Below are 15,268 nucleotides of genomic sequence, written 5' to 3'. Positions count from 1 at the left end.
GCGAGACGCTGCAGGATTGTCGGCGGCAATACGTCAGGATTGGACTTATGGGGCTTCTGTGGCATGACACTTCGCAATGATCGATGTTGACAGCCTATCATCCAAGAATTAGGCTGTGCAACATGTCGTACAAGGCGATGTATTTGCGCGCGGAATAGCCGTGATTTGCCGCAGTCCTACACAACTGCACAAAGCCAACTATGGATGGACTGAAAAGCCCCGCCCCTGGTGACCCGCACATCGTCGCGCACTACAGGGAGTCAGACCGCCAATGGCAGCCCCTTGCCGATCATCTGTGGGCGGTAGCGTTCTGGGGAAAGCTTTTTGGCGGCAAGATCGGCATGCCGTTGCTCGGCGAACTGCTCGGCCTGCTCCATGATCTGGGAAAGTACGGTCACGACTTCCAGAATTATCTGAAATCTGCAACCGGGCACCTAAATCCCGACGAGGACGAAACATGGGTCGATGCCGGCAGACTCAAAGGCAAGATCGACCATTCCACTGCTGGCGCACAGTTTGTCTGGCAGCATTCAGCGGGTTCGCGTCATGACATTGACGCAAACTGCGCCGCTCAGCTGGCTGCGCTCTGTATTGCATCCCACCACTCCGGGTTAATAGACTGCGTTGCGCCAGACGGTGACGACAACTTCGTGCGCCGTATGGGCAAGGATCATAACCTTACCCATCTGGACGAAGTATGCAAGGTCGCAGATGCCGATATCCTCTCGCGCAGTCGAGACGTACTGAATGATCCTCAGTTGCTGGCAGAGGTCATGCGCATAAGGGAGCGCATCACGAGCGCGAATCCTGGTGCCCTGATTCCGCGTTTCGAGCAATTTGGCCTGCTTGTGCGTTTCCTGTTCAGTTGCCTGATTGCAGGCGATCGCATCGACACCGCCGACTTTGAGAAGCCGGGCCGAGCGGGATTGCGCCAGCACGGCGAATATGCCCGGTGGCCGGACCTGATAGGGCGGCTGGAGCGTTATCTTGTTGCGCTCGAAGCGCCACAGCCGATTGATGCGTTGCGTCGCGACATTTCGAACTGGTGTCTGGCTGCAGCAACGCGGGGTAAGGGCATCTATCCCCTGACCGTCCCGACCGGTGGCGGGAAGACGCTTGCAAGCCTGCGCTTCGGCTTGCACCACGCCGAGCATCGAAAGCTCGATCGCATTATTTACGTCATACCCTTCACGTCAATTATCGACCAGAACGCGAGCGCGGTGCGCCGCGTGCTCGAGCCCGCCGATGCACCGCAAGATCAGGGCCATGTGGTCCTGGAGCATCACAGCAACCTCACGCCAGAACGGCAAACATGGCTCGAGAAGATTCTGAGCGAAGATTGGGATGCGCCGGTCGTCTACACGACGACGGTGCAATTTCTTGAAACGCTGTTCGGTCATGGCACGCGCAGCGCGCGGCGCATGCACCAGCTTGCAAACAGTGTGCTGGTGTTCGACGAGGTTCAAACCTTGCCGATCCGCTGCGTGCACCTGTTTAGCAACGCGATCAATTTCCTGGTCGAGCAGTGCAACAGTACCGTGCTCCTGTGCACGGCCACGCAGCCGCTGTTGGACAAGGTTGACCCCGAGAAGGGCGCGGTACGAGTTTCACCCGAGGCAGATCTGATCCCTGACGTTACAGCCCTGTTCGACGCACTGAAGCGTGTGGAGGTTCACGACCTGCGCAAACCCGGCGGCTGGCGAGATGAGGAAATCGCACGGCTGGCGCTCGAGCAATTCCGCAATACCGGCAGTTGCCTAGTAGTCGTCAACACCAAGGCTGTGGCGCGAAGCCTATTCGAGCTGCTGAGCGCCGAGATTGACCCGGACTGTCTCATCCACCTCAGCACCGACATGTGCCCCGCGCATCGACAGGTGGAACTAGGCAAGGTACGCCAGCGACTCGAGCCTGGTACCTGCGCGCCCGTGCTTTGTATCAGCACCCAGTTGATCGAGGCGGGCGTCGATGTGGATTTCGACGTGGCGATCCGCTGTCTGGCGGGTCTGGACTCCATCGCCCAGGCCGCCGGCCGCTGCAACCGCAATGGCCGGCTGGAGAAAGGGCATGTCTATATCGTTGACCCGGCCAACGAGCTGCTGGCCACCCTGCCGGACATCGCGATTGGTCGGGAGCACGCGAAGCGGGTACTGGACGACTATCGTGCCGATCCGGATCGGTACGGTGCCAACCTTCTCGGCACGCAGGCCATGAGTGATTACTACCGCTACTATTTCTTCCAGCGTGCCGCGGACATGAGTTATCCCTTGACGGATGATGGGGTGGGTTACAGCGGCACATTGCTGGAGCTGCTATCGACCAATGAGCGCTTGGTCAGGGAGTACAAGTACCGTCACAACACGCCGCCGACTTACCTGTTCCGGCAGCCCTTCATGACCGCCAGCCAGCTCTTCATGGCGATCGATGCGCCAACGCAGGGCATCGTCGTGCCGTACGGGAAGGAAGGCATGGCGTTGGTCGACGACCTTTGCGGGTCGCCCAACCTGGCCAAAGCGTCTTCCTTGCTGCGCAAAGCGCAGCGGTACACCGTCAATGTCTTTCCGAACGTTTTCGAGAAGTTGAGCAATATGGGTGCGCTGCGGCCCATTAGTGATGAATTGCGCATCTACACCCTGGATCGCCCTTACTACAACGAACACTTCGGGTTGTCTGCCTAAGCCGTCAATGAAGGAGGTCGTCGTATGGGATTACAAAAAGTACCGCGAAATACGATCGAATTTAGGCTGAAGGGGCGGTATGGGCTGTTTACGGACCCGCTGACGAAGGTCGGCGGCGAGAAATGCTCATATCACGTCCCGACCTATGAAGCGTTGAAGGGGGTGGCCAAGTCGATTTACTGGAAGCCCACCCTGATATGGATCATCGACGAGATCCGGGTCATGAAGCGGATCCGGACGCAGACCAAAGGTGTCAAGCCGCTGGACTATGGCGGGGGCAATGATCTTGCGATCTACACGTTCCTGGCAGATGTCGAGTACCAGTTGCGGGCGCACTTCGAGTGGAATCTCCATCGCCCGGAACTCAAGAAGGATCGAATCGACGGCAAGCATTTCGCGATTGCTACGCGCAGCCTGGAACGAGGCGGCCGCCAGGACATCTTTCTGGGAACTCGGGACTGTCAGGGTTATGTCGAGCCTTGTGTCTTTGGGGAGGGCGCCGGGGCACTAGATCAGGACGGCGAGCTGGCTCTCGGCATGATGTTCCATGGCTTCGACTACCCGGATGAAATCGGCAAGCCGGAGTTGCACGCCCGTTTCTGGCGTCCGACCATGGCGAACGGCTATATCCGGTTTCCGCGCCCGGAGGCATGCGGTGAGCACAAATTCGTACGGGATATGACTGGCAAGCAATTCGGTATCAGCAGCACTCTGCTTGACGTCGATTCCGAGGCGCGTGAGGTGGGAGTGGTCGCATGAGCTGGCTGCAAAAACTCCACGAAACCTTCGAGACCTGTTACGGTCGTGAACCGGATGGATCTATCCGTTTAATGCCGATCGCCCACACCACGCAGCAGGTGCAGGTCGAGATCGCTCTCGACGGGCGGGGCCGCTTTCGTCGCGCTTCCGTGCTGGAGAAGGAGCACTGCACGACGCTCATTCCGTGCACCGAAGCATCGGGTGGTCGGTCCGGCAGCAGGCCGGTCAGTCATCCGTTGTGCGACAAGCTGCAATACGTGGCTGGCGATTATCTTGCGCATGGCGGCGAAGTCACGTCGGGTTTTGCCGGTGATCCGGGCGAGCCGCAGCGCGATTACCTGTCCCAGATTTCGGCCTGGGCCGGATCCGCGCATGGACATCCGAAGCTCGATGCGATTCTCAAGTACGTCAGGCGTGGCCGCATGGTCGAAGATTTGATCAAAGCGAAAATTCTTCCCGTTGATAGGTCTGGCCGTCTCGTCAAGCAGTGGGCCGGCGACAAGGATCAGGCACCTAGAATCATTAAGGCACTCTCACCTGGGCAGCTGCCCGAAGATGCCTTCGTGCGCTGGCGGGTCGAAGATACCAGCGAGGCGTCCGGCACTTGGGAGGATCCGAGTTTGCGAGATGCGTGGATCGACTACTACGCGACCACTGCGGCGGTACACGGTTACTGCATGGTAGAGGGCAGGGTGACCAGGCTGGCGCGGCAGCATCCGGGCAAGCTTCGCAGCGGCGGCGACAAGGGCAAGCTGATTTCGACCAACGATAGGAACGGCTTCACGTTCCGCGGCCGTTTCATCGATGCGGGGCAAGCTGTCGGGGTCGGCTATGAGGTGACACAGAAAGCGCACAACGCGTTGCGCTGGCTGATTGAGCGGCAGGGCTCTCGCCGGGGCAGCCAAGTCATTATGTGCTGGAGTATGGAAGGGATCGACGTCCCCGACCCTATGATGGACACCTTTCAGGGTCTGGCCGTGTCGGTGACGCAGGCGGGGGATCCAAGTGCCGGCGAGATTTTCGCTAAGAAACTCAAGCTGGCGATTGACGGTTACCACGCGCGCCTCGACGCTTCGAAGGGGGTGCAGGTCCTTGCACTTGACTCAGCCACGCCCGGACGGTTGTCGATTACGTTCTATCGGGAACTGTCTGGTTCCGAATTCCTGCGGCGCGTCGAGCACTGGCACCGGGCCTTTGCCTGGCCCCAAAACTTTGGCAAGAGCCTGAAATTTATCGGTGCGCCTGCACCACGCGACGTTGCGCAGGCTGCTTTTGGCCAGCGCGTCGGCGAGAAACTGGAAGCCGCAACGCGCGAGCGACTGCTGTCCTGCATTGTGGATGGAATCGCGGTTTCTCAAGACCTTCTCGATGCAACACGACGCCGGGTTGCCAACCGCGTCGCCATGGAGCCATGGGAATGGGAAAAATGCCTTGGAATCGCCTGTTCATTGTTCAAGGGAAAACATCGGGAAAGGAACTATCAAATGGCACTCGAAACTGGTCGCGCCAGTCGCGACTACCTATACGGTCGCCTGCTTGCGCTGGCGGAGAACCTCGAAGGCTTCGCTCTCCGCAACGCCAGTGAAAATCGCGCCACCAATGCCGTTCGGCTAATGCAGCGCTTCGCGGACAGGCCATACTCAACGTGGCGCACGCTGGAGTTGCAGCTCACACCCTACAAGATCCGCTTGCGGTCCCGTGCTCCGGGATTTCTGATCGATCGGGAGCGCCAGCTGGATGAAGTTCTCGCTTCCTTTGATCCAGAGCAGTTTCAAAACGATTCCCCGCTCTCAGCGGAATTCCTGCTCGCGTATCACTGCCAGCGTAAGGATCTCTATGCCGGTGCCCAGGAAGACGCAGCTCCGGAAGAAGCGCCGGAAAACGAGAGTAACGACTGACCTGAGAGGCAAACAACATGACCACGTTGCAAAACAAGATCGATTTCGCGCTCATTCTCTGCGTCAAAAATGCCAACCCCAACGGCGATCCGCTTAACGGCAATCGGCCAAGGACGGACTATTCGGGCAACGGTGAGATCACCGACGTCTGCCTCAAGCGCAAACTGCGCGACCGTTTACAGGAAACCGGCCAGGCCATCTTCGTCCAATCCGATGACCGCAAGAACGATGGCGAAGTCAGTCTGCGCAGCCGCTTCGAAAGCGCGCTGGGGAAAGGCAAGCTCAAGAAAGGGATGAGCAGGGATGAAATCGCCCACGAGGCGTGCACCCGATGGTTTGACGTCCGTGCGTTTGGTCAGCTCTTCGCCTTCGGGAGGGACGATGACGCCGCGGGCGTTTCGTTCGGTGTCCGCGGGCCGGTCACGATTCAGTCAGCATTCAGCAGGGAGCCCGTGAGTATCACGAGCACCCAGATCACGAAAAGCGTGAACAGCAGCGGCGATGGAAGCAAACGCGGGTCCGATACGATGGGCATGAAGTATCGGGTGGATTTTGGCATCTATGAAACCTACGGCAGCATCAATCCGCAACTGGCCGAGCGTACCGGGTTCAGTGATTCGGACGCGGAGCTCATCAAGGTTCAGCTTCCCCGGCTGCTCGAAAATGATGCGTCGTCGGGTCGGCCAGAAGGCAGCATGTATGTTCTCAAGGTAGTCTGGTGGAAGCACCGGTCGAAGCTGGGTCAATGCTCTTCTGTGAAGGTTCACGAGACCTTGCGTTCGTTGCTGCAGCCCGATGGGTCCTTCGACGAGCGGGTGCTGTATAACGCGTTGACCGGGCTCGAGCCCGAAATCATGGATGGCTTCTGAGTAGACGAGGAAGACCAGGACCTGATCCCCATCGCCGCCGTACCAGTTAATTCCATGTCAGTTTCGCGGACCGGAGACATCCGAATATTTCCCGGCCGTTTCGCCAAGCATTGAATGATTGTAAAGGTGCTTTCTCTTCGAGTGCGGAGTGGCGCCTCATGCGGGCCCGTAGATGGAAACACGTCGCTCACCGGTCGTTGATTTGACCGGCTCGCGCCCGGGCGGGCGCGCGGATTGAAACACTGCGGCCATAGGGATCTGCATCATCGGAAGATAGTCGCATCCCACGCGCGGCGGAATTGAAACAACTTGATCCGCGATGCGATGGATGAAATGAAGTCGTTTCGCCTGACGTGGGCGCGTGGATTGAAACTTGTAGTTGTAGATCGCGGCTTGGTTGCAGAACTGGTCGCGCCTCACGCAGGCGCGAGGATTGAAACAGGTTGTGGCACAGCGTGTAGTCCCGCGGCGAGGCGGTCGCGCTTCACGCAGGTGCGTGGCTTGAAACGCTATCCAACGCCGCAGGATGAGGCATCCTTCGCGTCGCGCCTAACGCGGGAGCATAGAATGAAGGACATGGTGATGGAAGGCGTGTCGTGATGGATAACAAGGTCGCGTCTCACGCGGGCACGTGGATTGAAACTTCAGCTTGCACTCGTTGAGAATCGCGTTCACGTGTCGCGCCCTACGAGGGCGCGTGGATTGAAACGTCCACTGCTTTTGCAGCATCGGCTTGAAGTTCGTCGCGCCCTACGCGGGCGCGTGGATTGAAACACTCCGCTGCTAGGTATGTCTTACGTCGTTCATCGGTCGCACCTCACGCAGCCGTGTGGATTGAAACATGGAGGACGGTGAGGATGTGCAAAAGGCGTTATTGTCGCGCCTCAGGCGGGCGCGAGGATTGAAACATCAAGAAGACGCAGAAGGAACACGCGATCCACTGTCGCGCCTCAGCCGTACTTGGTTCAAAGCCGCTGTCACGTTCACAATGATGTGCTGCGGAGTGAAGTGTCGCGTCTCCCACGGCCGTGTGGGTTGGGAACCGCATCGGCAGGTACTCATGGCATGCGAGCGCGAGTCGCGCTCTTCATGGGCGCATGGGCTGAAATAAGTGTTCGCCGGATCTGCCGATCAACTTCATTGCGTCGCGCCTTCACGGCGCGTAGGTTGAAACCGCATCCCGGCTGCCTTTGCCAGTGACCTCAACGCCGCACTGTTTTTGGACGCGTGTGTTGGACTATGACCGGCAGGAAGAAGACGACCACGGCAGAGTCGCATTCTTCCCCTAGGGGCCTCCGGCGTGCCTCCAATCGGGTTACACCGCGGCTACATGGAGGCGGGAATGGAAAAAGGGTTGTGACGTTTTCGCGTGCAACCTTTCGAACTTGTTGGTGGGCGGGAGTGACTCGGACACTGGACCTGCAGATTAAGAGTCAAGACGTTGCTGTTGACCGGGATATTGAAAGATTGCCATACCGAACACAAGGAGTGGCCCGTGCTCAGATGCGGCTCACGCAATGCACACATCCCCGTAGTTGCGCGCCGCGGCCAGCAAAGGACGGAAGACAATCTGCCATGATGCCTCTACGGTGCGTGCGAGAGTTCGCGAGCGCACTGATTCTTGCAAGGATACGGTGGGACAGTAGCGGATGATTTGGCATGCAAGCTTATTTTGAAAGGCGTCCGTTTCTATGCCCAAAATTTACCTCGAGTTACCTGGAAAACCTCGCCACGGACCGGCGGATCTTGAAGAGGAATACACGATCACAGTGACGCGCCCCGATGGTTTCGCATGTACCGAGGACGAGGCCAAGACTATTATGGTGGTGTGCTTGCGCCAAGGGCCGCGCAGGCGCCGAAAGTCAAAGGTGGCTGAGCAGCAACAACTCGAAGCGCGCGGGCAGATGCGCCTATTGGACTGACGGCTTGACCCGTTCTCGGCGGCCCTCGCCACACCGCGGCGGCGGCAGCCAGCACACACGCTCGGACCATGGCTTTATCCGGAGCGCCGCGTTACGAAAGCAGCGTAGTTAGCTTGGGGGCAACTATGGGGGCAACTTGACCCGTTGAAACTATGGAATTGGCTTGGCATAAGCATTTCAGAGCTTTGTTTGATAGTCCTCCTCCCACCACAATTTCTTATAAAAACAACGCACTACGTCTTGCGATGTAGTGCGTTGTTTTGCAATCCGCGGCAGGTTTTTGCACACTAGGTGTGGCAGATTTGTGGCGCCGCACAGTGGTTCGAGATCACGTGACTCATTGGTAAAAAACACTTCATGTCTCTACCGTGATCGGTGACCCTAAGAGTCAACCTTGCATACATCAGCTAACCAACGCCGCTGTGTGCACAAATGTGACATGGCGCAAAAAAGGCCAATGTCCATGCAAGCTCTACTCACGGTTGATCAGCTCGCTGAGCATCTACAGAAATCTGTCGCCAGCATCCGTAGCGATGCGACGCGCAATCCCCAGTCCCTTCCGCCGATCTGCCGCCTTCCGAACACGAAGCGCCTTCTATGGCGCGCTGAAGATGTAGAGAGATGGATCGGCCTACACGTCGCTGGCGCAGACTTTCCCAACGTGACGGAACAGACCTTACCTGAAAAGCGCCGGCGGGGTCGCCCACCCAAAGCCATATCGGTAGCGAAGCGCTCGCATAGCGACGTCAAGCGGTGAGTCATCCCGCTTGACGATTTGAGGGGCAGCATTGTCCGCACACACGTGCTTGGGCGGCGACCAACAGATGCAGGCGGCGATTCGGAGCGCCATTCGGCTGATGCACTGGTCGCACGCGTCGCGGAATTGCAGAAGAAGCACCGGGAGCGGGGCGCCAGTGAAAAGCGCAACATGCTGCCCGGCATACCGCTTCCGCACGACGTGGTTAAGTTACCGCATTGGCCCGACTTTGTGCGGGGCGTGCCCAACGGCTTCCTGCGGTCACCACTGTTCGGCGCTATCGCCAAGGGCCGGCGCCGCTTTATGTCGGGCGAGCAGGTGACAACGCTCGACGGACTGACCATTCTTTACACTGGCGAACGCCTTGACCAGGTTGACCTCGATGGATTGGAAAGAGTGCTCCATATCTTGCGCCTTCAGGCGCTGGGGGTGCCGTGCCGAGTAACGTCCTATGCCTTGCTTAAGCTTATGGGCAAGACTGACACGGGCAAGAACCGTAGGGTGCTGCACACGCGTATCACCCGTCTAAGAGCCAACGCAGTAGAAATCAAGCAGGACGGGCGGTCATACATCGGTGGCTTGATCGATGAGGCGTATAAGGACAATGAAACCTAGGAATGGATGATCGTGGTCAACCCTAAGCTGCAAACTTTGTTCGCAGCGGAGCAATTCACGCAAATCGACTGGAATGTGCGTCGCGCTGGTCGGAAGTCGCTAGCTCAATGGCTGCACGGCTTCTACGCCAGTCATGCAAAGCCCTACCCGATGCGCACGGACACACTGCTGAAGCTTGCAGGTAGCGAGGACGGAGAGTTCGAGCAGCGGGCGACAAACTCTGCGCAGGGCCCTTGATGCCTTGGCCGAGGCGAGCGAGGCCCACGGTCAACTGTTCAGCTACGACATTCGAGGCGACCCAGTACATGTCGATAAGAAGCCCAGCGACTCGCAACGCCGACACCTAGCCAAGAAGGCCGGCGGTTTTTAATCTTTATCTAATCATGCTGCGGCGAATTGCATCCCGAGCATGCGGGCGGCTTTGTGCCGTGCGCTTCGCGTAACGAATGCGGCGTTGCGCTCTCGACACACGTCCGATCATGGGGCTACTGCGGCTCACTTTGTGCCCCTTGCGCCCTTCGAGCGACGGAAGAAGGCTTTGCAGGAAATACGACGACCAGTTCGGGTTGATTGAAGATGGCGCCAACTCTACGAAAATTGCGAGTTTGCCTTGATCAATTGGACAAAGCGCCTGCAAATATGGCAGGACCAGAATATGGCGAAAACGCCTCAGCGGCTGGTGGCAACTTCGGACGACATCGTTCAACGATTTCATCGCGGATGGTTGAAGGAGGAGGTGCAGTATCGCAGTCCGATGCGAAGTGCAAGGGCATGCCGACTGCTGGCATGAAAGAACTGGAGCGGGTCAAGATCATCGCAGCGGGGCACATTGAACTTAGCACCAAAAGGATTTAGCAGGCCGTGTGGACACGGATGACGGCCAAAACGGCCAGCGGGGGTGCATTCTGCGTTTCCGGGCTAGCGTTCCGTTCGCAATGCCAGACGCCTTGCTGGCAAGGCCTTTGCGGGATGCTTTTCACCCTCTACCTTCTTCTTACCATGCTTCTACCCGAGAGACTGTGTGGTCAACTGCATCAATGTCCCACGTTTTGATTTCGCTGATGTCTATGCCAGGTGGTGGCGGGGACTCCCCAAACCAGTCAAAGTCGCTGAAGTTGGGCAAGGGTGGTGCGGGCTGGGCCGCGACAATCATGTTGACCGGCCGTGTTGCTCCAAGTTGTCCAACGGGAGGTGCCCGGTCAAAGTTTACGCCGCGTCATCGGGAGTCAGCGTCAACCCACGACAGTGGATCTTCCGCATACGACCGCAGTTGGTGCCTTTGGATGGGCGCCTACGCCATCAGCCAAGCGAACCATCAATAATCAATTGCCCATCAGTGGAACGCGTTTCATCCGTCTCCGGCGGATCGTTGGGGTGCCCCGATCTGCTATACTAATAACGAGTGCGGGGGCAAAATTCGGCTTCATGCCGTGTGATCCGATGGCTTCGGCTACCGGCTCCTATACCTCCCACCTCTTATTCCGGCGCCTCCTGGTCTGTGATCAGGGGGCGTTTCTTACTGTAGACGACACCTTTGCGGCCGGCTTCGAACCGGTCCATGTGCTCTATCTCGACGACCTTATCCCAGATCAGTTCGAGGTAACGGTTCTCTTGGCGCTCGTAGTGACGCTGCAGGGCCCATAGAAAATAGTCCACCGCTTGAAGACCGGAACTCTCGGGTGGAGTGCTGGCGATTATGGTCACTTTTGTCGAGCGGCGGGAACCGTAGTCGGATTCGAAACGCGCTTCGGCGCGCTCGATGGCGGATCGGAACGCATGTGTTCGTGTCTTGCTGCCACGCTTGGCAAAGCAGATGTTGAGCTGGTCAGCGAAAGGGTGGTAGCGCCGAAACAGCTCTTCGACAAGCGTGTCATAGAGCTCGTCGCCTCGGTACCGGTAGCCCGGCTCACTCTCGTTACGCCGCCGCACATTTGCCAGCAGCGCGGATTTGCTGCGCACCACGCCATAAAAACGTAGATCGAAACCCATGAGTAATTTGAATACCTCACGACGTACTTCAGCCACATCGTCCTTGGCGTGAAAAGCCCGCGCGGTCTTGCGACGCTCAGGCTGCATCGAAGGCACGCGCTTGAAGTAAGGGTCGGCCATCAGGTCTGCACGCAGTTGTTCCAGTGCTGTATGCAAGGCGGCGGGATCGTTCACATCCAGTTTGCCGAGTATGAATGTTTCTGAACAACCTACCTGGCCAACGAGCACGCGACCCTTGCCGTCGAACAACGTGGGATCGCCGGCCTCATCAACGAAGAAATCCAGTGTGTTCGCTTCGTTCTCATCCCTCATGCTGCGTCTTCCGCCGTGAATGCGTCCGGCCAACCGCCGTACTCGTCGATCACGCGGTCGATCCTATCCATCAGGACCAAGGTTTCCGATAAAGCGGCGACGACTTTACGGTAGTGAGCAATATCGTCAGTGCTCAAAGTTCGTCCCTTGCGATCCTTGAGCCATTTTTCGCAGACTTGATATCCGCCGACGTGAAAGTTCCAAACGTCTTCCGACACGCCACGAAAACCCACGGAACCAGGCTGCTGCGAGCCACCCTTTCGACATGCCGGTGCGTTGATCCAAACAGTCCCCTCTATCCAAACGACGCGCGCGACTTCAGCGTCCCCATTACCGATAAATTCAGTGCTTGGCCTATCGAGGGCTGGTGAGTCCAATAAATGCAGCGCAACTAGCTCCCGCCCCAGTTGGGCCAATGAGCGGAATAACGCCAAACTGCCTGTCAAGGGCAGGCGTGGGAAGTCAATTTTCAGAAATTCACCGTAGCGGCTGCGATAGCTGGGACTGTGGAATAAAGCGTATACATATTGAAAGATGTCCTCCGGCGTGAGGCCCGCTGGTATTCCATGCTCACCGGTCTGCTTCAGTGCGAGGGTGCTCGCCAAAAGGTCTAGAAATGATCGACTGAAATTTGGGCGTCGCGTTTTCCCATACATATCGTTCTCCTTGAAAAACAAGGGGAATACATATGCATTGGTCGACGTCTTTGATGAAATAAAGATTTTATCGACAGGCTCTGAACTAACAAAGCAATGCGCGAATCTCAGATCATTAACTGCTCGCGAGCAAATTAGCCCAAGATCATGATCTTCGACACTCAATTGAGACATGACCTGTTTTCGCAGGATTGTTAAAATATGTTTGTGCAAAACGGTCCACTGCCGATCAAAAGGGCGATATGCAACCTGTCCGATATACTCTCGCCACAAACCGCTCTTGACAAATTCCCTTGCCTCGTCGTAGTTCCACTGATTCGTCGTGCAAATTCGATATTTCTGTTTCAACTCATCGAATGAACTCGATTCGGCTAGCGCTGCCATTTTTTCTTCAAGCTCAGCACGAGAAAATGCCATGGCCAATTCATCTTGCTGACTCGCAAAACCAGTTGCCCAATAACGCTCTTTATCGGCGTTCCTCTTGCCGCTGCCAAACAAAGTTGGTAGGTCTATGTAACGCTCATACTCGTCCTGGATATCCTGGGAGGTTTCAGAGATCGCAAAATAAAAATATGGAGCTGTTGGCCGGTGCGGTTGAACCGCAGAAGCAATATTTATCGCCGTTTTTTCCTTCAGAGCGGCATATTTCTTCTCCAAGAGCCCCGTCAAGGAGCTTAAGACCGTTAAGGTCGCCTGCTCTGGACAGATCACTCGCGATCCAACAAAAATAGCAACGCCTGTGATAATTTCAAATACCGGCTGGTCGTCCACGTCATCGTTTCCTATGCGACGCAAACTCCCGTGCAAATCGAGGCAGTAGGAACGATTGAAGCTGCCACTAAGATGATTTCTCAGGTCACGGGGTTGTGTCCCATGTAAATAACCGTGCCCTGTGATGAGCCCTAGAACACCCACGCCGCTCTTCTGAATGTGCCACTCGCCAAATCTCATGAACTTAATGTAATCATTCGAAAGCGCCTGGATTTGTGATTCTTCAGTTCGAACCGTTCGCTTGTATTCTTCGACAAGGCCGGTAATCCAGTCACCTGAATTCCATGATGACACCGAATATGGCGGATTTCCAATGATCACGGTAAACCGCTTGTGCCACTTAATTTCGTTCACGGTCTCGGCTTCATGAGCGAGTGCCTTGAATTCAACGAACGGTAGTTGCCGCAATTTCGGTTCTAGGGCGTTCGTCAGATAAATACGTGCCCGTTGTTCGCTGCGGAATAGATAGCCTGTCTCAGCCAGTTTCAATCCGATTTTCATATGTGCGATGGCATACGGTGCCATCATCAATTCGAATGCATGAACGCGCGGCAACAAATGCTTGGGCACATACTCATTCCAGGCCTCTTGGCGCTTCGCCTCGTTCAGTCCGTTCTTCTTCCACTTGTTCGTCAAATGACCGTGGATAACTTCGATCACCTCAACTAGAAAGGTTGCCGTGCCGGTTGCCGGGTCAAGAATCTGAACGAAGGGCTCGTCAAGCGAAATGGTTTGCTTCTCCCCCGGTTCGTCTGTGAGCGACGGCAGTTGCAGGTTAGGATGCCTTTGCAGCATCTCGCCCCAAGTCGATGTATCTGCAAGGCCGTCCTCGAGCCCAAAATCGACTTGTAGCAGCTCATGGACGCTGCGGACGATGTACGAGACTACTGGCTGGGGGGTATAGAAGACTCCACGCTGGACTTTCAGCGCCTTGTTGTATGCAGCCAGAAAGTCTTCATAGAAGTGAATGACCGGGTCTTCGTCGCGCCGTTTGTTCCCGAAATCCTTAAGCACCAAATCAAGTCGCGTCGCAGGGTCGCGCAGCAAATCGACTACTTCTTGAATACCAAGTTCATCGAAGTCCACTTTGCCCTTGCGGCCGCCGGCCTTGAGAAAGCTCTCTAGCATTTCCTTTAAGAAGGGGTTAGTAACCGGCACCATCGCGACAACATCTTCCTGAACCACGGCCGTTCCCGCGCCCGGTACGGTACGGGAGACAGCGGCAGAGAACAGACCGTAAGTGACGGTCTGCGCATACATATCTGCGAACTGAGCTTCGTCTAGGTCATGAATTAACGCCGTACGAAAACCCTTCATCAGTTTGCGTAGCGGGCCGCTTTCGCTTTCATGCTCAAGTACGAGCGACGCGCGGTTGCGTATGCGCCGGGCCAGTTCTGCTAGCCGCTGCGCGAGCTCTTTTGCAGTATCGATGATTTGCCGGTGACGCAACTCGAAGGCTTGTGACCACTGTTTGCGCCAAGCGGCAAGATCTTCGGTGTTCTCGGGCCATGTAAGTTTTGTACCAAGCGTGTCGGCGACATAGTCCAACGTGAGATTCGTGTCATCGCTATCCCACCCCAATACGCGAAGCGTGGGCTTGGTGTCGATCAGGTCACCGCTCAGTTCGCTGAAATGCGCAAAGGTCAGTTGGCGGTCGTTGTCGGCACCATAGGCGGAAATAAACAACAAGTCGTGCTGTTGCCAAGCAGCCTGCTGCGCTTTATTGGCGCTTCCGCGCTTTTTCATCACCAGCGCATTCAGGACGCGACGCAAGATAACGATGGGCAGACGTTTCTTCTCGAAATCGATAAAAAAGATACCCCAAGGCTGACCACTTTGCAGTGGGCGAAGCTGCTTGATTTGCCGGATGCCGACGCGCTCGGAGTCCTTCAGCCCCAGATCGTCGGACCAATCGAAGGTTAAGTCGTCTTCGTCCTCAAATTGGTCAATGGGCCAGTCCAATTCATCACGCAAAAAATCGAGAAGCTGCGCGAAAGTCTTAATGCAGCGCATGCGTAGGCGTTGTTCTTCTGTCATGTCGTGCC

At 56.6% G+C, this 15,268-nt stretch carries 10 protein-coding genes; 7 read left to right on the top strand and 3 right to left on the bottom strand.

The window, feature by feature from the left end; translation table 11 throughout:
• Positions 1 to 200: 200 nt before the first annotated feature.
• The 7 genes from cas3 to trfA all read left to right on the top strand — a co-directional run bounded on the left by cas3 (position 201) and on the right by trfA (position 9,732).
• Positions 201 to 2,675 carry a CRISPR-associated helicase Cas3' gene (gene cas3, locus JMY24_RS14535; protein WP_128594117.1) on the top strand — a complete coding sequence of 825 codons (2,475 nt, stop codon included), beginning with the start codon at positions 201 to 203 and terminating at the stop codon, positions 2,673 to 2,675.
• Positions 2,676 to 2,699: 24 nt separating this feature from the next.
• Positions 2,700 to 3,434, top strand: a complete 735-nt coding sequence (gene cas5c, locus JMY24_RS14530) for a type I-C CRISPR-associated protein Cas5c (RefSeq protein WP_128594118.1) — start codon at positions 2,700 to 2,702, stop codon at positions 3,432 to 3,434.
• On the top strand, positions 3,431 to 5,332 hold the full coding sequence (gene cas8c, locus JMY24_RS14525; RefSeq protein ID WP_128594119.1) for a type I-C CRISPR-associated protein Cas8c/Csd1: 1,902 nt from the start codon (positions 3,431 to 3,433) through the stop codon (positions 5,330 to 5,332). Before cas5c ends, cas8c begins: the two co-directional genes overlap by 4 nt.
• A 17-nt stretch (positions 5,333 to 5,349) precedes the next feature.
• Positions 5,350 to 6,201, top strand: a complete 852-nt coding sequence (gene cas7c, locus JMY24_RS14520) for a type I-C CRISPR-associated protein Cas7/Csd2 (protein WP_128594120.1) — start codon at positions 5,350 to 5,352, stop codon at positions 6,199 to 6,201.
• Positions 6,202 to 7,892: 1,691 nt separating this feature from the next.
• On the top strand, positions 7,893 to 8,123 hold the full coding sequence (locus JMY24_RS14515) for a hypothetical protein (RefSeq protein WP_128594121.1): 231 nt from the start codon (positions 7,893 to 7,895) through the stop codon (positions 8,121 to 8,123).
• Between the two features lie 883 nt (positions 8,124 to 9,006).
• On the top strand, positions 9,007 to 9,495 hold the full coding sequence (locus JMY24_RS14510; protein ID WP_193424929.1) for a replication initiation protein: 489 nt from the start codon (positions 9,007 to 9,009) through the stop codon (positions 9,493 to 9,495).
• Between the two features lie 6 nt (positions 9,496 to 9,501).
• The gene (trfA, locus tag JMY24_RS14505; RefSeq protein WP_193424932.1) at positions 9,502 to 9,732 is read left to right on the top strand and encodes a plasmid replication initiator TrfA; all 231 of its coding nucleotides are present in this window, start codon (positions 9,502 to 9,504) and stop codon (positions 9,730 to 9,732) included.
• Positions 9,733 to 9,868: 136 nt separating this feature from the next.
• Here trfA and JMY24_RS14500 read toward each other — a convergent pair whose 3' ends face one another.
• The 3 genes from JMY24_RS14500 to JMY24_RS14490 all read right to left on the bottom strand — a co-directional run bounded on the left by JMY24_RS14500 (position 9,869) and on the right by JMY24_RS14490 (position 15,260).
• On the bottom strand, positions 9,869 to 10,210 hold the full coding sequence (locus JMY24_RS14500; protein ID WP_164853377.1) for a hypothetical protein: 342 nt from the start codon (positions 10,208 to 10,210) through the stop codon (positions 9,869 to 9,871).
• 761 nt (positions 10,211 to 10,971) lie between these two features.
• On the bottom strand, positions 10,972 to 11,796 hold the full coding sequence (locus JMY24_RS14495; RefSeq protein WP_128594122.1) for a DUF3800 domain-containing protein: 825 nt from the start codon (positions 11,794 to 11,796) through the stop codon (positions 10,972 to 10,974).
• On the bottom strand, positions 11,793 to 15,260 hold the full coding sequence (locus JMY24_RS14490) for a type ISP restriction/modification enzyme (protein ID WP_201702294.1): 3,468 nt from the start codon (positions 15,258 to 15,260) through the stop codon (positions 11,793 to 11,795). The genes JMY24_RS14495 and JMY24_RS14490 overlap by 4 nt, the downstream gene beginning before the upstream one ends.
• Positions 15,261 to 15,268: the final 8 nt, after the last annotated feature.

This window comes from Paraburkholderia kirstenboschensis (assembly GCF_904848585.1).
Lineage (GTDB): Bacteria > Pseudomonadota > Gammaproteobacteria > Burkholderiales > Burkholderiaceae > Paraburkholderia > Paraburkholderia kirstenboschensis.
Note: the sequence above shows the minus strand (reverse complement) of the source record. Positions and strands in the feature narration are given on the sequence as shown.

Coding starts and splice junctions, on each gene's coding strand:
- cas3 (WP_128594117.1), top strand. CDS start 201: ATGGATGGACTGAAAAGCCCCGCCCCTGGTGACCCGCACATCGTCGCG.
- cas5c (WP_128594118.1), top strand. CDS start 2,700: ATGGGATTACAAAAAGTACCGCGAAATACGATCGAATTTAGGCTGAAG.
- cas8c (WP_128594119.1), top strand. CDS start 3,431: ATGAGCTGGCTGCAAAAACTCCACGAAACCTTCGAGACCTGTTACGGT.
- cas7c (WP_128594120.1), top strand. CDS start 5,350: ATGACCACGTTGCAAAACAAGATCGATTTCGCGCTCATTCTCTGCGTC.
- JMY24_RS14515 (WP_128594121.1), top strand. CDS start 7,893: ATGCCCAAAATTTACCTCGAGTTACCTGGAAAACCTCGCCACGGACCG.
- trfA (WP_193424932.1), top strand. CDS start 9,502: ATGATCGTGGTCAACCCTAAGCTGCAAACTTTGTTCGCAGCGGAGCAA.
- JMY24_RS14500 (WP_164853377.1), bottom strand. CDS start 10,210: ATGAAATCGTTGAACGATGTCGTCCGAAGTTGCCACCAGCCGCTGAGG.
- JMY24_RS14495 (WP_128594122.1), bottom strand. CDS start 11,796: ATGAGGGATGAGAACGAAGCGAACACACTGGATTTCTTCGTTGATGAG.
- JMY24_RS14490 (WP_201702294.1), bottom strand. CDS start 15,260: ATGACAGAAGAACAACGCCTACGCATGCGCTGCATTAAGACTTTCGCG.